The following is a 20,501-nucleotide window of genomic DNA, read 5'->3' as shown; positions in this document are numbered from 1 at the left end:
CCGCAAATACTAGCCGATAACTGGGCGTTTTCGCCCGGCGTGAGGGATGCTCGCCGCCGGGTGTCCAGCAGGCGTTTCATCGGGCTGTTGTTGCTGGCCGGCGGCTGCGCCGAGGCGGCGGCAGGCTCCAATTCGGCGCCATCAGCGGAGCCCGCACTCGTCGACTCGGCGGCCCAGGCAGCGACGGGCGAGGCCACCAAGCCAGCCGAGACCCCACCGGTGCCGGCGACACCCGATCTCGCGGCACCCGCTGTCACCGAGGTCAGCGCCAAGACTCCAGTCTCGCCCGGCGCGGCGCCACGGCGTGAGGTCTGTCCGCCCGAAATGTCGCTGGTGTCCCAACGCTTTTGCATCGACCGCTGGGAGGCGATCACCATCCTCGCAGATGGCAAGGAGCACTCTCCCTATCACGCGGTGACGCACGAGAAGGTGCACGCCGAGAGCCGCCCGGCGCGGGTCCCGCAAGCGTACATCTCGATGGAAGAGGCCGATCTCGCCTGCACGCACGCTGGCAAACGCCTGTGCACCACCGAGCAGTGGGTCACGGCGTGTATGGGCTCGACGAAACCCAAACGCACTTATCCGTACGGCGACAAGGAACAGCCGAGCGCGTGCAACACCAATCAAGGCGGCGCCCACCCGCTCATGGCGCTGCATGGGGGTCGCCGACCCACGGACTCGTTCGCGATGAACGATCCGCTCATCAATCAGGTGGCGGGTACCGTGGCTCCAAGCGGAGCGTTCGAGGCCTGTGTCACTCCCGAGGGCGTCCACGATCTTCAGGGCAATCTGCTCGAATGGACCCGCGGTGAGCGCCCGCTCCTGATGGGTGGCCACTACCTGGACGCAAAAGAGAACGGGGACGGTTGCCGCTACGTGACCGAGCGGCATGGCGAGAAGTACCACGACTTCACGACGGGATTTCGCTGTTGCCTCGCGCCCGAGCCGGCGCTCTTGAAGGCGGCGTCCGCGGAAAATCAGGTGGCGAGCCTCGAGCGGCTGCGTCCGCGCCGCGATGCGCCCGACCCCGAGCCGCGCGATCCGGCAAGCTTCCGCTCGTTCACCGATCCGAGCGCCAAGCTCCCGCCCAAACCGACTCCACCCGCTTACGAACCCGCCGACGCGGCCTGCCCGCGCAACATGCAACTCGTTGATGGAGATCGCTGCCTGGTCCCCGAGCAGAAGTGCCTGCGTTGGCTCGAAGTCCCCGGCCAGGAGCCGGGGCGGTCGTGCGCGGAGTTTGCGCAACCCACGCGCTGCACGGGCGGCAGACAGCGCATGCGGTATTGCATCGATCGCTTCGAGTACACGCCCGAGGGGTGGTCCTTGCCACTCGTCAACGTGTCGTGGGGTGAGGCTCAGAACCTCTGCGGCGCGATGGACAAGCGCATCTGTCGCGAAGAAGAGTGGGAGTTTGCCTGCGAGGGTCCGGAAGCCTTGCCCTACCCCTACGGCTACGTGCGCGACGGGGCAGCGTGCAATCACGACCTCGACGACCTGTTCGATCCGAGGCAAAAGCTCAAGGACCGGCGGGTGCCTGGGGACTCGCTGCCGCGCTGCAAGAGCCCGTTCGGTGTCTTCAACCTGGTGGGCAACGTGGACGAGTGGACCAGCCGCGAGAGCCGCGATCCCCCCTGGCGCTCCATCCTGCGAGGCGGTTGGTGGCTGACCGGCCGTAATCGCTGCCGGGCCGCGACCGAGAGCCACAGCGAGATCTACGCCGGCTCGCAGACCAGCTTCCGGTGTTGTAAAGCTGCTCGGAAGTGAAACGGGGCGCGATCGCAGTCTGCGCGTGGATCCTCGTCGCAGGAAGCGCGACGTCGGGCGGCGAAGCGTGGACGCCACCTGCGACCCTCTCGAAGAACGACATCGGCTCCCGTCTACGTGTGTTCGGCACGCCCGGTGATCCCAAGCTCGAGAGCCTGGACGTCACGGCCGTCGTCCGCCGAGCGGACGGATTTTTGGTGGATTTCTGGCGAAATCGGCCGATCTTGCCGACCACGTCGCAGCTCGGAACGCTGACCGACATCGACGCCATCTGGCAGATCCACCCGAGTGTGCGCTTCGGCGACAAGAGTGCGCCGGTGCTCGCCGCGCGCGTCGCGAGGCTCGCCGACGCGATCGAGGTGGAGGGTGTCGCGGTGCTCGAGGGCGTGCGTTACCGAGCGCGCACCATTCACCGGCTGCGTCGCTCCGAGGCCCGGCTGACCATGACCACCACCTTCCGCGTCGAGAGCGGCGCGGCCTCCGGACCCATCGAGCTAGGGGACGAGGTGAAGTGGGGCAACACCCGCTACTACGTCGAAGGTCTCGGCCAATCCCGCATGAAGTACAAGGGCCCGGCCAAGTGGGTCGGGCGCCGCGGCGCGGGCGGCGACCTGATGTTGCGGCCCGCGTCTGGCGAACCGATGTGGCTCGACTACACCTCGGCAAAACAGCCGGGCTTCCAGGGAGCCATCTCTGCGACCTTCTTCCGCGGCAAGATCCCGGCGGGGGAGAGCATCACGCTGACCCGTGAGCTCAGCTTCGAGCCGATCCCCGTGGCTGAGCCGGCGCCGCCCGAGCACCCGGGAACGTTGGTCGTCCACGCGGTGGACGAGCTGGGTCGCCCCATCGCCGCCAAGATCCGGGTCGACCGCGACGGCCAAAAAACGGCAGTTTTCGCGCCGGACGGCGGGCTCGAGGGCTCGGACCGTTTCATCTGGACCGGCAACGGTCGTGTGCGCCGCGAGCTCGAGCCCGGTCGGTATCGTGTGCTCGTGACCGCGGGCATCGAGCGCGACAGCGTGACCTCGTCGGTTCTCGTCAAGCCGAGCGCTGAGTCCCACGTCGAGGCCAGCCTGCCCCGAGTCGTCGACACACCCGGCTGGCTCAGCGCGGATCTTCACCTGCATCAGGCTCCGAGTGTCGACGCCGACATCGGGTTGGTCGAGCGAGTCGTTGCCATCGCCGCCGAGGGTGTCGAGCTCGCCGTCGCCACGGATCACTACGTCGTCACCGATCTCGCGCCGAGTGTGCGCTGGCTGGAGCAGCGCGGCCTCTTGACCAGCAAGCTGCAGACGATGATCGGCAGCGAGGTGAGCACGCTGGGGCGGCGTTTTGGCCACTTCAACGTGTTTCCGCTGAAGACGGGCAGCAACGTCAAGTACCTCGACGTCACGCCGAGCGAGCTGTTCGCCGACGCACGCAAACAGTCTCCGGGTGGCATCTTGCAGGTCAATCACCCGCGTCTCGACCCCAAGCTCGGGTACTTCACCTTTTTTGGGATCGACGCCAACACCGGCGAGATGAAGCTGCCGGGGTACGACCCCAACTTCGATACGCTCGAGGTCTACAACGGGGACGACGCTTACAACCTGCCAGCGGTGAAGAAGGTCTTCCGCGACTGGATGCACCTGCTCGGCCGCGGGCAGCGCTACGCGGCGACGGGCAGCAGCGACTCCCACGGCCTGGCGTTCCTGGATCCGGGCCTGCCGCGCACGCTGATCCATTACGGGGCATCGAAGTCGGACGTCGACGACCTCTCCGCACGACCCGCCGAGCTGATCGCCGCCCTCAAGCGCGGCAACGCGATCGTCACGAGCGGGCCGATCATCGAGGCGACCATCGACGGCAAGGGCCCCGGGGAGACCGCCCGCGGCAAGCGCGCGCACCTGCGCGTCGTGGTGCGCGCGGCGCCGTGGATCGACGTCCGCGCGGTGGAAATCTTCCAGGGCGGCCGGGACAAGCGCGTGAAATGGCAGCAGGTCCCCCGGAGCAAACACGTGACGCGGCTCGACCAGACCTATGACTTTCCCGTCACCGAACCCAGCTTCTTCGTGGTCACGGCGCAGGGCGAGCGCGGGCTGCCCAACGCCTCGCGGGACGGCACGACCCCGTTTGCCTTCACCAATCCGATCTGGGTCGAGCCCTGAGCCTTTGCCAGCCGCCGAGGCTCACGTACCCTGCACGGGTCATGCGTTGGTTAGCTGCCCTCGCCCCATTTCCTCTGGCTGCGGGCGTGTTCTTTTCGGCCCAGTCGTGCGCGGACAACGACGAGTCGAGTTCGACGGACGGCAAGCCCTACTGCGAGAAACTACCCACGGGCAGCGCTCACAACGCGGAGGTCGGTTGCGATCAGCGCTGCCCCGGTGACCCGGGCTGCAAACCAAGCCAGGACTCGACCTTCTACGCCGGCGCGGCGAGTGAGGACATCAGCCCGGTCGTCGACCACGTCGTGGCGTTTGCGCCGCAGAATCAGGGCAAGTCCTCGTTCGACCCGTTCGGCGGCGACAAGTGTGTGAAGAAGGGCTCTTGCGACATCACCGACGTCAAGACCTGCACCGCCGTCGATCCGATGAAGTGCACGTGGATCGCCGGTTACGGCGCCGGCAGGCCCGCCGCCGGCAACGCCGACGAAACGAGCGTGCGCTGCGCCGTCGTCAAACGTGGGAACACCAAGCTGGGGCTGTGCGCCGTCGACTCGGTCGGCTGGATGTACAACGAGATCGAGAAGACCCGCGAGCTTGTCGCACAGAAGTATCCCGACCTCGATCTCGATTTCGTCGGAGTCGCTGCGACGCACGTTCACGAGACCCAGGACACGCAAGGGATCTGGGGCCCGTCCGACACCCAGAGCGGGGTCAAGGACGAGTACAACGCGCTGATCCGTGAGAAGACCGCCGCCGCGCTGGCAAAGGCGAATGCCGCACTCGTGCCGGTGCAGATTCAGTTCGGCGCGTCGAAGGTCGACGGGCACATTGCCGGCACCGATCCGGGCGGCCACAAGACGGCGGCCTTCGTCAGCGACACGCGCGACCCGGTGGTGATCGACAACGAGCTGCGCGTGATTCGCTTCGTCTCGACCGCGGACAAGTCGACGGTCGCGACGTTGATCAACTTCACGAGCCATCCCGAGTTCGGCGGCGACGAGAACCTGCTGACGAGCGCCGACTACGTCCACACGCTGCGAGAGGGCGTGGAGAACGGGCTCGACATCAAGAGCGCGAGCGGCAAACAGCTGATGAAGACCGAGGGCTTCGGCGGTGTTGCCATCTTCTTCAACGGACCGCTCGGCGGGCAGGTCGGTCCGGGCAAGGTGAGCCACACCGATTTCGAGGGGAACCCGGTCCCCGCTGGCCTCGAGCGCGCCTACAACAACGGGCGGCTCCTGGCGGTGTACGCCCACGAAGCGCTGACCCAGGGTGTCGAGACCCTGGAGACGGCAGCGCTCGGGTTCCGCGCGCGCGAGCTGTACGTCGACGTGCTCAACGTTGGATTTCACATCGCGCTCGCGCAGCAGCTCTTTCACCGCGACGGGTACTTCTTCGACAAGTACAAGGAGCTCGGAGACGACAACCTGCCCGCGATTCGCACGCAGATCGCCGTGATCGACATCGGACCCGCGGAGCTCGTCGGATTTCCCGGCGAGCTGCACGCCGAGCTCTTGCTGGCGACGCCCGACGGAAAGAGCTCCCTCGATGCGCCGTATCCTTTCACGCCGATTCCGTATTTCATCCTCAACGACAAGGCGACCAACCCGGCTTGCGGCTCGGACGGGTACTCCCAATGTGACGATGGGCCCCCCGCGCTCGACAAGCTCGATCGCAGCAGGGTCCTAGATTTTGCGCGGGATCCGCAGGCCACCCGCCGCTGGGCCATCGGCCTCATGCAAGACCAGATCGGTTATCTCGTTCCCGACTACGACTACAAGCTCGACCCGCAGAATCCGTATCTGAACGAAGCGTCCCCCGGCGACCACTACGAGGAGACCAACTCGGTTGGAAAGAACGTGCAAGCGCAGGTCGTCGAGCCGCTCTTGCAGCTGTTGCGCTCTCCTCCGGTCGTCAAACGCTGACGCTCAGATGTCACCCCAGACGGTGAGCGCAGCGCCCGTATCCGGGTCGATGCTGGCCGGCTCACGCGGGGCGATTCGCCGCGCGGTTCCGTCCGAGAAGGCATCGAAGGTCCACTGCCACGCCGCCCAACCCGCGATGGGTTTGCTCGGAAAGGCGTCGGTCACACAGCTCGGATCCACGTCGAGCTGGCAGAGTGTGGGTGTCTTGCCCAAGGTTCCGCGGAGCAGCCACGATCCGAGCCGTGTCGTGTAACGGTCACCCAGCGAGGCGACGAGGCCGCGACCGAGCAGCGGCTCGAAGCCCTCGGCAGCAGCGAACAAGTCGACCGACTCGCGCGCCCGGAGGTGCAGCGCGCGTAAGACCGTGGCCGCGACGTCCACGGCAGTCACGGGCGTCTGCACCTCTTTCGCCGCGAATTTTCCACCGGGGAACTTCACCAGCAGCGGCACGAGCAAACGTTCTTCCGACAGCTCACCGGCCGGATCGAATGGCAGCTCTGGCGCAGCGCCCGGAGAGACGTCGCCTACGAACACGAACAGGGTCGAGTCCCACTTGCCTTTCTTCTTGAGCATCGCGATCAGCTCACCGAGCGCAATGTCCTGTTTTGCGAGCCCCGCCGTGACCAGTGCGCGCAGGCGCACCCAGTCCTCGTCACCCAGTTTTTTGTGCTGTTTTCGCTGAGCGCGCAGCCTCGCCAGGATGAGCCCGCCGCGGCGCGGTTCGAGCGCCCCGCCGTACTCCTCCGGCGGAAGCAGCGCGGCTTCCTCGCGCGTGACGTCCCAGGGTGGATGGGCACCGCGAGCGTGGATCACCAACAGGCGTCGCCCCGCCTCGCCGGCACCGAGCTCGTCGCCGAGCCAACGCGTGGCCGAAGTGATGGACTGCGTGGCGGGGGCGTCGTGCACCGGCGACACGGCCTCATATCGATCCCACCCGGCATCGAAGCCAAACGCCGCGAACGTCGACGGCGCTCCGGTGAACATGGCCGAGCGCCCGCTGGCTTCCTTCAGGAGCTCACCGAGGACTCGCGCGACCTTGGGCAAACGCGCGGCGGGATCCTCGAGCGCGTGCACCGGCGGGGACTCGGCCGTCAGCAGGCTGCCCACGACAGCCGCGGGCACTGTGGCCGGAGTGCGATACACGCTGAACGCGGCGCTCGCGCGGCTGAGCTCACTGAGCGCTGGCATTCCGGCACTCGGTCCCCACGGCGGAATCAGGCGTCGGTCGGTCCCCGCAGAAATGAACAACACCACCGTCGAAGCCTCTGGCACGCGTGTGCCCTCGACCGCTCGCACCACCGCCGGATCGCCGAACAGCACCCTTCCGCCGCGTGTGGTTTCGAGTGCGCGCAACTCCAGGGCGACGACGCGGCCCGAATACTCCTTCAGGTTCAGGTTGAGCGGCGTCCAGGTCGCGCCTTGCCCGCCAACCAGCTTGCGTTCGGCGATCACCGTGGGAGCCACACCATCGGCGACGATTCGCACGTCGAGCGATCCCTTGCCGTCGCCCCAGAACCCCAGGTCCGCGCGGAGCTGCGCGTCGGGTGACAAGAGCACCGGGCAGCGCACGGAAGCCGGCGCGCGCAGCGCAATCGCCCGACGGGGGACACCGTCGAGCGCCGCGTCGGTGACGATGTCGCGCAGCGTCGGCGCCGCGTAGTTGCCGCCGCCGTCGTCTGGAGCGCCCAGGCGAACCCAATCGATCTCGGCCAGGGCATCGGTGGAACCGCGGGGCCGACCGGAGAAGCTCAGAGTCAGTGTGTAGCGGCCTGCCGCCGTCGGCGATTTGACGACGGGGAACGTGACCGTCCGGGTGTCGGGGCCCGTCAGTCTCGCCGAACCCAGGCGCCGATCTCCGAAACTCGCCGACACCGACCGGGCAACCCCGGGACGAACGCGCAGTGAGACCTCGATTTCGTCGTGAGGTTCATCCAGGGACAGTTCGTAGGAAAGTCGCGGAACCATCACGCGCGCGACGGTCGCGCCCTCGCGCTCCGCGTCGATGGTGTCTTCGAAAGGCTCACTGCGAAAAGCCCGGCGTGCGCGGGCGGCCCGGGTGCCGAAGTCCAGGAGCAGACCGCGGTGGCGGATCTCGCAGCCCTGGAGCCGGCCGATCAGGTCGTCCTTTTCCCGGGGCGCCGGCGCCGGCGCGTTCGCGGCGGAGGCAGAAGTGGCGGCACTTGGAGAGCCCGCCGCTGGTTGCACCGCTGCATCGCGATCACAGCCCACGGGCAGCACGCTCAGGCAAAATGCAGCGATCCAGGCTTTTTTCGGCATCGAGGCGAGCGACCGCGGCGTCGGGTCACCGCGCTCGGGCATACCCCGAAACTTCGGACGCGTCGCCCTTTGCGTCGAAAACTAGGGCGCCGGGGGCGGCAGAGTCACACGCGAGCGGCGTCCGACCTTCACGTCTACCTGCACGCTCAGCTCACCCGTTGGGGCTTTGATCACGACCTCGTGTGCGCCCGGCATGACCGGGGCTTTCCTCAGCGGTCCGCGCCCGACGAACGTGCCATCGATGTAGATCGGATGTTTTTCGCCGATATCAACCTCGATCAGTCCCTTGTCGCTCGTGACGGCAGTGCCGGGACCGATGCCCAGATCTTCGACCGCAAGCTTCACGGCCGGAGGTGCCGCCGGCTTCGACACCGCGGGCAGAGCCGTCTCGGTAGCCACCGCAGCGGTCTCGCCAACGGGCGCCGGCTTCAGCTGACTACGCACGACCGTGACCGCGCCGAACGCCGCAATGGCAGCACCCAGCACGATCAGTACGATCTTGGCGGGGGCCATGGGTTTGTCCTCGGTCAACGCCTTGGCCGGCGCTGGCGCCCGGCTCGAAACGGATTTCGCGGATACCTCGTCCAGAGATCGCTTGGAAGCTCGCGGGGGAAATTCGATGGGGCGAGCAGACGGAAGTGTCACCGCAGGCACTCGCTTCGAGGGTCTGCTCAGGGGGACGGGCTCCGCCTCCAGGCTCGCTTCGTCTTCGTCCGGAGCGTCGGAGGCGGGCTCGGCGCGCAGGGTTGCCGGTGTCGCATCGGCCGGGCGGGGACTCAGGAGCGGAGCCTCGCTCGAGTCATCGTCGTCCTGGTCGCTCGCGGATCCTTCCGTGGCGCGGGCTTCAGCGGGGCTCGCCGTGGGGTCCTCGGAGCGCGCGGTCTCGACGGCGGGTTCAGGGGCGTGCATGGCTTGGGCTCCTTCGTCTCCGGGGGTCGAAGCCGAGCGGGATTCGACGGCGGAAGTAGCGGACACGGCGCTTGGTTCGGGCTCCGAAGCGGCTGACCCTGCCGGTGTCATCACCACCGGCATCGGACCAATTCCGGGCGCGGTGTGGGGTTCGTCCGCAAAGGTCGGCCGGGAATCGGGCTGCGGAGCCGCGGGGATCGGCGTCACCGCTCGGCTGAGAGGCAATGGAAACGACGCCTCGCGCATTTCGTCGGGCGCTGCCTCCCAGCGGTGGACTGCGTCCGCGACCTCGGGTGGCGCGGGTGACAGATCGAGCGTGAACAGCGGCGCTGGAGATGCATCGAGCGGCGCGACGAGCGCAGCGGGCGGAGACAGGCTGCGATCGAAATCCACGAGCTCGCCATCTCGGGTCACGTCGATCACGGCACCGCGACGCGCAACGTCCGCCAGCACCTGCTCCAGGAAATAGCGCTGCTCGGGCGCCTGCTCGAGCAGCGCGCGCGGACTGGAGCCGCCGAGCAACTGCGCGAACAACCTGCGAGCCGGCTCCGGGGTCGCGTCCAGGTAGGCGCCAACGGTCTCGCCGTCGAGCAAGAGTGAGTCGATGTGGTCGAGCTCGCGCGCATCGAAGATCTGCTGCAACGCTCGCGCTCGCTTCACCCGCGGAGCAATCAGCTCGTCGAGGGTCCCGCTGAGATCGTCTCGAGTCGGCGACGTGCTCGGGGTCACAACGAATCGCCCCGCAGTCACGCCGATGAGCGCATCGAGCGCACGGGCACCACGGTCGAACGAACCATCGGTTGCCGTGCGCGTGATGCATGACGGGCGCCCCTCGCGCATCTCGAGCTCGTACAGGTAGACCGAATCGCGGACCATGATCCGCGAATTGGGCTGATTTCTCCGGGCAAGCTCCAGCAAGAGCCGCGTGGTCATGCCGTCGAGACGACCGCGTACCTCACCGCCCGAGGCGAGTCGCGATTCCACCCGCGCGCGCGGGCGCAGCACTTCACGGAACCTGAGCAGCACCGTCGAAGCTGCCGCCTCTTTGCGCAGATATCCGTCCGCTTCGGCGCCAAGCTCCCGGAGACGCTGCAGCAGATCTTCCTTCCACGAGAGCAAGATCACTGGCACGTCGCGCACCGCGACATCGCGCTTGATCGCGCGGCAGAGCGAGAAGCCGTCCAGACCCGGCATCAGCACGTCGCTCACGACGAGATCGGGCATGTTCTCGAAGACCAGCTCGCGCGCGCGCAGCCCGTCGTGCGCCTCGGCGACCTCCACACCCGAAGTCCTCAAGAGGCCGCTGAGAAACCAGACCACCGCGGGATCGTCGTCGACGACCACCGCACGGCGCCCTTCGAGCCGGACGCCGTCCGTACGCCGCGCAAGCACACCGCGCTCGCCTGCGCGACGATCGGCGCTGGTCCACGGCGCGAGTGGCACTGCCCCCTCGGGGCCGCCTGCTGTGAATCGCACGGAGCCGCGCGAGCGCATGGTCAGAAGCTCCCGCACCCGCGCGACAGCCCCCCAGACCGCGGCCAAGACGTCGGTTCCGTCGCCGAGCGGCACACTCACGGATGCCGAGGCCGGATCCACCCCTTCGACCAGTCCGCGGCGCACCTCGGCGGCAATACGCTGCGCCAGGTCATCGACCGTCACGTCACCAATGGGCTCACGCGGTCCGCGCAGACCTGTCTCGTGCTGACAGACCTCGCGCACGGCGTTCCACAGCACGTCCGGTCCCACGGGTTTGGGCAGGACCCGCGCCGCACCCAGAGACACGAAGCTGGACGCCGCCTCTGGATTTTCGAAGGACCCCACGACGATCACCGGAAAGGGTGGAAGGTCCGGGTCGTGCGCCAGATTTTCGATCAGCTCGCGGGCGCCCCGCACATCACCATCAACGACCGCAACGTCTGGACCCACCCGCTCAGCGAGCTCGCGAAACCCCTCGGCATCCGTCGCCAGCTCGACCTCGATCATCTGGTCATCGCCCGCACTCAGCGAGCTCTGGAGCGCAGCCGGACCGAACACCACGATGCTGAGCGGCCAACCCGACGAGAGCACACCGACGTCGTCGGGCAGTTCCAGCGTGCTCTGCGGGGGTTTTGCGCCCCAGGCGATCGACGGCAACACGTCGAGCGCGCGGGAGACCTCCGCCAGCTCCGTCGAAGTCACGGCATCGCCGGCCTCGCCGCGGGAGAGGGCGAGCTCGGCGTCCCCGAGCGCCTGCCCAACTCCTTCGAATCCCAGGACCCGGGCCGCGGATCCCAGAGCGTGGACCCGGCGCAGCAACATGTTGCGTCGCTCCCATGAGCTCGGCTCGTCCTCGAGTTGGTGCAGCGTGTGCCGCAGGGCCGTCAGGCGCCGACCCAGGCTCGACACGAACTCAGCCCGAGCCCGCGAACCTCGGTTGAGCGCAGTGCTGTCGACAGCCACCTCGGCCTCCATCATTGTCCCGGCCCTATCACATGCCGGACGGATGCCCCATTTTTCGGATCCCGGCCGGCCCGGGCACGGGTCAGGCCTGAGCCAGCCGCTCGAGCACCGCCTGGGCCGCTTCTTCCGTGCTGAGCGACCCTCCGACGTCCTTGGTGCACTTCCCGGCCTCCAGGGCGTCCGCGACGGCGCCTTCGATGCGCCGCTCCTCCTCGGGCCAGCCCAGGTGCGCCAGGAGCATGCCGACCGTCAGCAGCGCCGCGAACGGGTTGGCGAGGCTTTTCCCCGCAAGCGGTGGCGCTGACCCGTGCACGGGCTCGAACAGGCCGACCTTCCCTGGAACCGCGGGGTGCACGTTTGCGCTCGCCGCCATGCCCAACCCGCCCTGAAATGCTGCACCAAGGTCGGTGATGATGTCGCCGAACAGGTTGTTGGTCACCACCACGTCGAACTGGCTCGGGTCCTGCACCAGGTACAGGCAGAGGGCGTCGATGTAGACGTGGTTGGCTTGGATCTCGGGATATTCGCGCCGAACTTCGTCGAAGACCCGGAGCCAGAGCTCATGGGCGTGGCGCATTGCGTTCGACTTGTCCGCCATGTGGACCTTCTTGCGGCCATGGGTGCGTGCGAATTCGAACGCGGCTCGCACGATCCGCTCGACGCCCTTGCGCGTGTTGATGTCCTCGTTGATGGCAATTTCGTCGGGCGTACCGCGCTTCACCTGCCCGCCCACGCCGACGTACACACCCTCGGTGTTCTCGCGAAAGACGACGAAGTCGACGTCCTGCTTGCCGCGCCCCTTCAGCGGAACGAGTCGGTCTGCCAGCGACTTCACCGGCCTGATGTTCGCGTAGAGGTCGAGCCCGAAGCGCATGCCGAACAGGATGTCCCGGGCATGCTCCATGGTCGGCACCCGAGGATCACCCAGTGCCCCGAGCAGCACTGCCGCGCACTCGCGCTGGATGGCGATGAAGATCTCCTTCGGCAGCGTCGTCCCGTCGCGCAGGAAACGGTCCGCCCCCAGATCGAGCTGCCACAGATCGATGGGGAGTCCGCGAGAGGCGTAGGACTCGAGCAGTCGAGTGGCTTCGCGCGTTACCTCTGGCCCAATGCCGTCCCCGCCGATGATCGCGATCTTCTTCTTCTTCTTGTCGGGCACGCTCCCGGTGTATTCGCGCCCCGACACGGCGTCGAGAGCCTATCCGCGGGCGCGGGTCTCAATCACTCGTCTCTCCGCTGAACACCCGACGAGCCGGGCCGCGCATGCTCACTTCGAGTGTTCCCTCCGCCACCGCGATCTCGAGCTTCCCGCCCGGCAGATGCATGCCCACCGCCGCGCCGTAGCTGGCCCGGCCAGAGCGAACCGCAGCGACAGCCGCGGCCGCGGCGCCAGTCCCGCAGGCCAAGGTTCGCCCGACACCGCGCTCCCAGACGACGAGATCGAAGGCGCCATCCGCTCTCGCCCGGGTCAGCTCCACGTTCGACCCGCCAGCGATCTGACCCGAGACCAGAGGCCCGAGACGATCCGCGTGCGCTGCATCGAGGGGCTCGTCGAAGCTCACGGCGTGGGGATTACCCATCGACACCCGACTGAGGACCACCCGCCTGCCATCGAGCTCCACGCTCACGTCTGGCAAGACCTGCCCTCGGCCCATGCCGACGCGGACGAACCCCGAGTCACCTTTGCGCTCCACCTCGCACAAGAGCGGCCCCGCATCGGTATCAATGACGTAACTCGCCGCCGGCGAGCCGTCGGCCCGGGCAAGGTGTAGCGCGACGCAACGGATCCCGTTGCCGCACATTTCCGGGCGCGTGCCGTCCGCGTTCAGCACCACCATGCGAGCGCGGGCGCCCGCGCTGACGGGTCGCTCGACCAGGAGCACTCCGTCCGCGCCGATTCCGAAATGGCGATCACACAAGGCTTGTGCGCGTTCCGGGCTGATCGCGTCGGTCCGATCCGCGTCGACGACGATGAAGTCGTTCCCGAGCCCCTGGTATTTGTCGAACCTCACGGCCGCCCGCCTGGTTGCGAAAGTTTCTGCCTGAGCAGTGTGGCGTCGACTCCGTCGATTGCCAGGGTCTTCGTCCGGGACCCTTCGCCGGCGACCAAGCGGACCGCACTCTTGGCCACACCGAGCTGTTTTGCGACGAACGCGCACAGCTCCTGATTCGCCTGCCCATCCACCGGGGGCGCTGCGACCGCGACCTCGAGATTGCCCTGACGGATCCCACACACGCGGCTGCGGGAGGCCCGCGGTTTGACCCAAACTCGCAGCCTGACGCCGGCGTCCGTTGGTTCAATCTCGAGGGCGTCCACGCACCACCAGCCTAGCCCCTTTCCACTCTGCTCGGGCAAGGCGCACATTTTCCCGTGGGTGTCAGCGCACGATTGGGGCAAGTTCACATGTTCAAGCATGACGCGGCCCCTCCTGCTCAACGGTTTCATGGCCACTGGCAAATCGACGGTCGGCCGTCGTGTTGCCGAGTTGGAGGGGGTGCCCTTCGAAGATCTGGACGAGCGGGTCGAACGCCGGGTGGGCGTCAGCGTCTCGGAGATCTTCGCGTCGCGCGGCGAGCACGAGTTCCGACAACTCGAACGCGAAGAGCTGGAGCGGGTCCTGGGCGATCCGAGCCGACGTGTGGTCGCGTTGGGCGGTGGTGCACTCCTGGATCGCGAGCTGCGTCTCCAGGCACTGGAGCACGCGACGGTCGTCACATTGGAGGCGCCGGTCGAGGTCGTCGTCACGCGCTCGCTCGGAGCACCTCGCCCGCTCCTGAGCGTCTCGGACCCGACCTCCCGGGCTCGCGACCTGATGGAAACCCGCCGCTCCGCGTATGCCGAGGCTCACGCCCGGGTATCCACGAATGACATGGACATCGACGCTTGCGCCCGTGCCGTGAGAGGTATCTGGAAGCGGGAGCCCATTGCGGTCGCGGCCGGTGAGCGAAGTTACGCCGTGGACGTCGGTGCCAATGTGCTCGAAGAGCGCCTGGGCGCGCTCCTGGGCCGACCGACCAGCGTGCTGGCGGTGACCGACGAAAACGTGCAGAGAGCCCACGGTGGCACCCTCTCCCGTGCCCTGCCGAACGCCCGCGTGCTCGCGCTGGCTCCGGGTGAGGAGCAGAAGACACCCGCAACGCTGGAGCGCGTGTGGCGCGCGGCCCTCGATGGCGGGCTCGATCGCGGGAGCCTGTTCGTCGCGTTCGGCGGCGGTGTCGTGTGTGACATCACAGGCTTCGCGGCCGCCACCTGGATGCGGGGCACACGCTGGCTGGCGCTGCCCACGACACTGCTCGCGATGGTAGACGCCTCCGTCGGGGGCAAGACCGCTGTCGATCTCGCCGACGCCAAGAACGCGGTGGGTGCGTTCTGGCAGCCTGCCGGCGTCGTGTGTGACATCGAGCTGCTCGCCACCGAACCCGATCGCGGTTTTCGTGGCGCGCTGGCCGAAGTGGTCAAGAGCGCACTGATCGGTGATCCGGCATTGCTCGGTGTTCTGGAGTCTCGGACCGAGCAGGTTCTCGCCCGCGACCCCGCCCTGCTGATCGAAATCGTACAGCGCAGCATCATCACCAAAGCGCGCGTCGTTTCCCGCGACGAACGCGAGACCGGCCTGCGTGCCGTGCTGAATCTGGGTCACACCGTGGGGCACGCGCTCGAAGCCTGCACGGGCTACCGCACCTTCACCCACGGTGAGGCGGTCTCCCTCGGTCTGGTCGCGGCGCTGCGCATCGGGCAACGTCTCGGAGTGACGAAGAGCGCAGACGTGGAGCGCGTCACCGAGCTGCTCACACGCCTGTCGCTGCCCACCTCCCTCGCCGACGCGCCCATCGGCGATGCCGTCGATTTCCTCTCGCGAGACAAAAAGCGTCTCGGCACCTACATCCACTTCGTCTTGGTCTCCGAGCCAGGTCGCGTCGAAACACAGTCAATTCCCCTGGAACAATTGCGTCGACTCACCCTCAGCTCCTGAGCGGACGCGCAGACTTAGTGAAGTGCACTCGAACTACGTCGCGATTCTTGGCGTGTGCCGGCCGCAGTCGATACACTTCGGGTGTCGTGCTCGCTCTCTCGAGCACAGGCCCCCGACATCGAGGTTCTAATGCGCCGCTTCATCACCAAGGCAGTTGTGATCGCTGGGCTCCTGGCCCCTGCCGTCCTCGCGACGCAGGGCTGCGCCGAGAACGAGACGATGCTCTTCGTCCGCGGCGTCCTCAAGCTGGACGCTGGCGAGTGCCTCGCGAAGGGTGACCCGAACTCCACCATCTTGCTGGGCGGCACACTCGACCTGCACTTCCGCGACACCTACAACGCGGCCCTGCTGGTCGGGAACCAGCTCGTGCGCCGCGGCGCCAAGACTCTGATCCGGAACGAGTCCAATCGTGTCGTGCTCAAGGGCGCCGAGATCACCTTGCTCGATGATCAGGAGAACATCGTCGCCGCGTTCACCGTGCCCGGAGTCGGCTTCGTGGACGTCGGAACCGGTGAAGATCCCGGCTATGGCGTCATCGCGACGACCCTCATCCCGCCCGGCATCGCCCAGCCCGATCGGCTCTACCTGGTCGAGGTGCGCGCCTTCGGCGACACTCTCGGGGGGACGGAGATCACCTCTGCGGCGCTGCGCTACCCCGTCTACACCTGCGACAAGTGCCTGATCACCTACCCGCTCTCCGCCGCAGATCCCGCGTCGCTGCCGAACTACGTCTGCATCGGTGGCGAGACGACGGACGACCCGCTGCCCTGCTACACGGGGCAGGATGAGTACGTCGACTGCAGGAGTTGCTCCGCCACTGACCCCGCGTGCCAGACCCCTGGCGGTTGACGGCTTCATGAGGCGCGTCGCCCTGTCGGCGCTCGTGACGACGCTGTGCGCCGCCGACCCTGCTGCTGCCGATCCGCAATGGAACGCCAGCGCAATCACGGGCCTCTGCGGCAAGGGCAGCGACGGCAGCTACTTCAGCGACACCTGCTGGTACAACGGCGTTCGCGCCGACTTGATGCTCGGACGCCAGCGCTATTCGGACATCAGCGCCGGGCCGTTTCTCGGCGTCACGACCGCCGGCTTCGATGACCTCCGCCTGGGTGGCGGCGCAACGTTGCTGCTGCCGGTCACCCAGTATTTCCCCATCGCATTGTCGCTGGGCGGCTACGCCCGCCACGAAAATGATTGGCAGCCCGGCGTCTCCGGCTGGTTGTTCGTCGGCAGTCGCTCGTACAATTTTCACTCGAGCTACGTGATGGCGGGCGGCCTCCTGCTCGGCTACGAACAGGATCTCCGGGGGCAGCGCGAGAACGCCATCGTGATCACCGCGCAAGTCGACGGGCTGCTCCTGGTCCTGCCGTTCATCATCGGCTACGAGTGGCTGCGCGGCAGCCCCGAAGACGACTGAGAGTCAGAGCTCTGGAGCGCCGGCCTCGGCGCCAGTGTGATCGTCGTCGTCGGGCAGCGTCTCGAGCGCCGCATCGATGCGCGTGAGCACGCTGCGGAGCATCTCGCGGGAACGCTGCTCCACGCTCTCCCGGCGAGCACGCTCCTCCTCGAGATCGTGCGCCAGCGAGATGGCAGCGAGCAGGAGGGTCTGCGGCGAAACCGAACGGCCTGGCCCCGCCAGCTCGCGCAGGCGGCCGTCGACGAGGTCGGCGAGTCGCTTGAGCTCGTCTTCGGCAGCGGACGCAACGACCCGATAGGTCTGTCCTCCGACTCGAAGCTCGACCGGCGAGCGGCTCATGAGACGACCGTAGCACCTGCGCCTCCGAATGGAAATGGCCCCACTCTTCAGCGAAAGAGCCGCAAGAGCACGTCCACCGCAACACGCTCGAGCACCTCCGCCGTCGCGCGACCCTCGAGGTGGATGCGGACGAGCGCTTGAAAGGAGCCCACGCCTGCGAGCAAGCGCGCTTCGTCGACCGCGCCGGTGATCAAACCCGCGCGCCGGGCATCTTCGAGCGCGTTGCGCAGCTGCTGTCGGGCGAGAGCCGCGCAGCGGGAGCTCCCCACGGAAGATAGAAAAGCGCCGATCAGCTCGGGCGCTTCATGGGTCGCGGACAACCACGCGGCGACCACCTGTCGCAAGCGATCGCGAGGCGTCACCGCAGTCCTGAGAGCCGCGTCCACGCGCGCGGCAACGAGCATCGCCGCGCTGCTTTCCACCGCGCGGGTCGCCTGTTCCAGGTTGGCGAAGTGCGCGTAGAACGTGTTGCGACCCTTGCCCGCGCGTTTCACCACGCTGTCGACGTTCAGCGTGGCGCGCTCGCTCAAAACCTCCGCCGTCGCGCGGATCAGCGCGCTCCGGTGGAGCGCCCACCGCTCCGCCTGGCTCAGTCCGCGTTGATACTGCCCGCGAGGGGCCACACAGAAACACTACAGAGTTTTCTTGCGTCGGCAAGAAAGGGCACTCTGTAGCGGAAATTCGGCTTGAAGTCTCGCTACGCGCCCGTGATATCTGCTGCATGTATTTGTATTTACTTGTATTTATCTAATAAAAACTTGTTGGTATTCTTGAGCCTCAGATGGAACAGGGAGGCCCGAACCGGCGTGTTCCTCGAGAGCAGGAAGTTCGGTTCAACCTTGCCGCTTGCTTCTCCTCCCTGTGGTGCCTCGCGACCTGCTATCTCTTGAGCCCACGGATGCTCAATTTCCTGCAAGAATCCCTGAAAGACCTGGAAACCGCCGGGGCTCTGCGCGAACTGTCTGCCGGCCGGCCCACGCTGATTGACGTCGCCTCCAACGATTACCTGGGCTACGCCCGCCAGCCTGTTTCACGTGCAACACTGCTCGCCTGTGAGGCCGCAGAGACGGGAGCGGGCGCTTCCAGGCTCATTTTCGGCACGACCGATCACCACCTCGCGCTCGAGGCAGAACTGGCTGACTGGGTGCAACTCGAGTCGGCGCTGCTCTTTTCCAGCGGGTACGCGGCAAACGTCGGGGTCCTTCAGGCCCTGGCAAGTCGAGGGGATCTGGTCGTTTCCGACGCCCTGAATCACGCCTCAATCATCGATGGCTGCCGGCTTTCTCGCGCGGATGTGGCGGTGGCGGGGCACTGCTCCGTGGACGCCGTTGCACGCGCGTTGAAGCAGTCCTCCCATCCGCGGAAGTGGGTGGTTACCGAGTCGTACTTCAGCATGGACGGGGATCAGCCAGACCTGGCAGGGCTCCGGGAGGTCTGCAACACCCACTCCGCCGGCCTGATCGTTGATGAGGCCCACGCCCTCGGGGTGTTTGGGCCGGGCGGCGCGGGACTGTGCGTCGCCGCCGGGATCCGGCCGGACGTGCTGGTCGGGACGCTCGGGAAGGCCGTCGGATTGCAGGGAGCATTCGTGGCGGGGGTGCGCCTGCTGAATCAGTGGCTGTGGAATCGCGCCCGGAGCTTGGTGTTCTCGACTGGTACTTCACCGGTGTTGAGCGTGATCGCCCTCGAACTCGTGCGTCAGGCCCGGAGCGATGATGCCGGACGCGCACGGCTGCTGGCCACGGCGGCAAGGTTGCGCCGACGGCTTGCGGATGCCGGCGTGGTGCTCCCACCAACGTCGCTGGGGCCCATCGTTCCGATCGTGCTGGGTGACAACGCCCGCGCGCTGAGCTGCGCATCGCGCCTTCAGGCTGCCGGCTTTCGAGCTTGTGCGATCCGACCGCCAACCGTGCCGGCAGGCAGCGCGCGATTGCGCATCACGGTATCTTCGGCTCTCGACGAGGCGAGCACTGAAAGACTTGCAGCATGTCTGATCGAAGCCATCACCGCGTAGTCATCCTCGGTACGGGGACCGGGGTTGGGAAGACTCACGTCACGCGTGCCTTGGCGCGAGCGCTCCGATGCTTCGGTGACGCCGTCGCCCTCAAGCCAGTGGAGTCGGGCGGGGACGCCGACGCCCGCTCGTTCGACGAAGAGAACCCCTTCCTGCCCACTCCGCATCCAGGGATTGCGCTGAGCCATGCGGTGTCCGCGCACCTGGCAGCAGAGCTCGAGGGCACGGCCATCGAGCTCCGGGAGGTCCTTCAGTGGGTGGAGCACCAGGAGCAGTTGTTGGCCCTATCTGGCACTACGTTGCCATACAGTTTCTCGGTGATTGAAACGGCGGGCGCCGCGCTTTCGCCCCTGAGCCGGACCGTGCGCAATTTCGAGCTCGCTCGAGCTCTGGACCCTGCCGTGCTGGTGCTGGTCGGCCCGGACTCTCTGGGGGTGCTTCACGCGATGACAGCCACGCTGATCGCGATGCACTCGCTCGGGCGCTCCCCGGATTTCGTCGTGCTCTCGACGCCGGGGCGGGACTCCTCGACGGGCACGAACGCGCGCGAGCTGCACGAGCTGGGCATCTGCACTCCGGCGCTGGTTCTCGGCCACAACGACGGCGACGCTACGGACCTGGCAGAAGCGATCTTTGCCCGCCTCAACCGCTGACGATTCGCCCGCCTTCGATGCGCACGGTGCGAGCGTCGAGCTTCTGAGCCAGCCCCGGGCTGTGGTTGACGACGAGCACGATCGCGCCGCGCTTTCGCTCGTCGAGCAGTACCTGCTCGAGGCGCTCCGAGCTCGCGGGATCCAGCCCGGAAAACGGCTCGTCCAGCAGCAGAATGGCCGGCTCGTGCACGAGCGCGCGAGCCAGCGCGATTCGTTGTCGCTGCCCGCGGCTCAGCATCGACACACGCCGCTCTCCAAACGATGCCGCACCAACACGCGCGCACGCAGTCTCCCACGCAGCCTTCGGCTCGACGCCGCGAAGGCGCGCCGCAAGCTCGACGTTCTGCCGACCCGTGAGCTCACGATAACAATGCGATTCGTGCGCGACCCAGCCGATGTGCGCGCGAGCCGCCTCGCGATCGGAGCCCACCGGCTCGTAGCTGACCGACCCGCTACTCGGCGCGAGCACTGTCCCCACGACCGCAAGTAGTGTGCTCTTACCCGCCCCATTCGGCCCCTCGAGGAACACGAGCTCGCCGGCGGAGAAGTCCACCGTCACGCCTCGGAGGGCCAGGGTCGCGCCAAAGAGGCGGGTGACCGCGCGGACCTCGATGCGCTCGATGTGACTCACGCGCGCATCGAT

General features: G+C 67.2%; 16 protein-coding genes. 8 read left to right on the top strand and 8 right to left on the bottom strand.

From position 1 onward, the window contains the following. Positions 1 to 60 precede the first annotated feature (60 nt). From IPI67_00995 to IPI67_00985, 3 genes are read left to right on the top strand one after another with little or no spacing between them, the layout of a single operon-like run. On the top strand, positions 61 to 1,767 hold the full coding sequence (locus IPI67_00995; GenBank protein MBK7578754.1) for an SUMF1/EgtB/PvdO family nonheme iron enzyme: 1,707 nt from the start codon (positions 61 to 63) through the stop codon (positions 1,765 to 1,767). Beyond that, positions 1,764 to 3,914, top strand: coding sequence for a CehA/McbA family metallohydrolase (locus tag IPI67_00990; protein MBK7578753.1), 2,151 nt, complete (start codon positions 1,764 to 1,766; stop codon positions 3,912 to 3,914). The genes IPI67_00995 and IPI67_00990 overlap by 4 nt, the downstream gene beginning before the upstream one ends. A 41-nt stretch (positions 3,915 to 3,955) precedes the next feature. Beyond that, positions 3,956 to 5,836 (top strand): hypothetical protein, encoded by a 1,881-nt coding sequence (locus tag IPI67_00985; protein ID MBK7578752.1) that lies wholly within the window; start codon positions 3,956 to 3,958, stop codon positions 5,834 to 5,836. A 3-nt stretch (positions 5,837 to 5,839) separates the two neighbouring features. Here the strand turns inward: IPI67_00985 and IPI67_00980 are convergent, their stop codons facing one another. The 5 genes from IPI67_00980 to IPI67_00960 all read right to left on the bottom strand — a co-directional run bounded on the left by IPI67_00980 (position 5,840) and on the right by IPI67_00960 (position 13,826). Continuing rightward, positions 5,840 to 8,155, bottom strand: a complete 2,316-nt coding sequence (locus IPI67_00980; protein ID MBK7578751.1) for a sulfatase-like hydrolase/transferase — start codon at positions 8,153 to 8,155, stop codon at positions 5,840 to 5,842. Between the two features lie 39 nt (positions 8,156 to 8,194). Beyond that, the gene (locus IPI67_00975; GenBank protein MBK7578750.1) at positions 8,195 to 11,476 is read right to left on the bottom strand and encodes a response regulator; all 3,282 of its coding nucleotides are present in this window, start codon (positions 11,474 to 11,476) and stop codon (positions 8,195 to 8,197) included. A 67-nt stretch (positions 11,477 to 11,543) separates the two neighbouring features. Next, entirely contained in the window at positions 11,544 to 12,620 is a 1,077-nt protein-coding gene (locus IPI67_00970) for an isocitrate/isopropylmalate dehydrogenase family protein (protein ID MBK7578749.1), read from the bottom strand. A gap of 58 nt (positions 12,621 to 12,678) precedes the next feature. Next, positions 12,679 to 13,473 (bottom strand): diaminopimelate epimerase, encoded by a 795-nt coding sequence (dapF, locus tag IPI67_00965; GenBank protein ID MBK7578748.1) that lies wholly within the window; start codon positions 13,471 to 13,473, stop codon positions 12,679 to 12,681. After that, positions 13,470 to 13,826, bottom strand: a complete 357-nt coding sequence (locus IPI67_00960) for a DUF167 domain-containing protein (GenBank protein ID MBK7578747.1) — start codon at positions 13,824 to 13,826, stop codon at positions 13,470 to 13,472. Before IPI67_00960 ends, dapF begins: the two co-directional genes overlap by 4 nt. Positions 13,827 to 13,875: 49 nt before the next feature. Between IPI67_00960 and aroB the strand changes: the two genes are divergently transcribed. The 3 genes from aroB (at position 13,876) to IPI67_00945 (ending at position 16,852) form a co-directional block, all read left to right on the top strand. Further along, positions 13,876 to 15,435, top strand: a complete 1,560-nt coding sequence (gene aroB / locus IPI67_00955; GenBank protein ID MBK7578746.1) for a 3-dehydroquinate synthase — start codon at positions 13,876 to 13,878, stop codon at positions 15,433 to 15,435. A 129-nt stretch (positions 15,436 to 15,564) separates the two neighbouring features. Further along, positions 15,565 to 16,284 carry a hypothetical protein gene (locus IPI67_00950; GenBank protein ID MBK7578745.1) on the top strand — a complete coding sequence of 240 codons (720 nt, stop codon included), beginning with the start codon at positions 15,565 to 15,567 and terminating at the stop codon, positions 16,282 to 16,284. Between the two features lie 7 nt (positions 16,285 to 16,291). Then, a complete protein-coding gene (locus IPI67_00945; protein ID MBK7578744.1) occupies positions 16,292 to 16,852 on the top strand; it encodes a hypothetical protein in 561 nt (186 codons plus the stop codon). A gap of 3 nt (positions 16,853 to 16,855) precedes the next feature. On the opposite strand, the gene IPI67_00940 is transcribed toward IPI67_00945, so the two are convergent. Together IPI67_00940 and IPI67_00935 are read right to left on the bottom strand one after the other, a co-directional pair. Beyond that, positions 16,856 to 17,191: a cell division protein ZapA gene (locus IPI67_00940; protein ID MBK7578743.1), complete on the bottom strand. Its 336-nt coding sequence runs from the start codon at positions 17,189 to 17,191 to the stop codon at positions 16,856 to 16,858. Between the two features lie 47 nt (positions 17,192 to 17,238). Then, positions 17,239 to 17,814, bottom strand: coding sequence for a hypothetical protein (locus IPI67_00935; GenBank protein MBK7578742.1), 576 nt, complete (start codon positions 17,812 to 17,814; stop codon positions 17,239 to 17,241). Between the two features lie 275 nt (positions 17,815 to 18,089). Here IPI67_00935 and IPI67_00930 point away from each other — a divergent pair, with 275 nt between their 5' ends. Together IPI67_00930 and IPI67_00925 are read left to right on the top strand one after the other, a co-directional pair. Then, on the top strand, positions 18,090 to 19,205 hold the full coding sequence (locus IPI67_00930) for an 8-amino-7-oxononanoate synthase (protein MBK7578741.1): 1,116 nt from the start codon (positions 18,090 to 18,092) through the stop codon (positions 19,203 to 19,205). Beyond that, on the top strand, positions 19,178 to 19,858 hold the full coding sequence (locus IPI67_00925; protein MBK7578740.1) for a dethiobiotin synthase: 681 nt from the start codon (positions 19,178 to 19,180) through the stop codon (positions 19,856 to 19,858). The genes IPI67_00930 and IPI67_00925 overlap by 28 nt, the downstream gene beginning before the upstream one ends. Here the strand turns inward: IPI67_00925 and IPI67_00920 are convergent. Then, positions 19,848 to 20,489: an ABC transporter ATP-binding protein gene (locus IPI67_00920; protein ID MBK7578739.1), complete on the bottom strand. Its 642-nt coding sequence runs from the start codon at positions 20,487 to 20,489 to the stop codon at positions 19,848 to 19,850. The genes IPI67_00925 and IPI67_00920 overlap by 11 nt on opposite strands. Positions 20,490 to 20,501 lie beyond the last annotated feature (12 nt).

The sequence above is a fragment of the Myxococcales bacterium genome (assembly GCA_016706225.1).
Taxonomy (GTDB): Bacteria; Myxococcota_A; Polyangia; order Polyangiales; family Polyangiaceae; genus JADJKB01.
The sequence above is the reverse complement of the archived record's forward strand: the minus strand, read 5'-3'. Positions and strand labels throughout refer to the sequence as shown.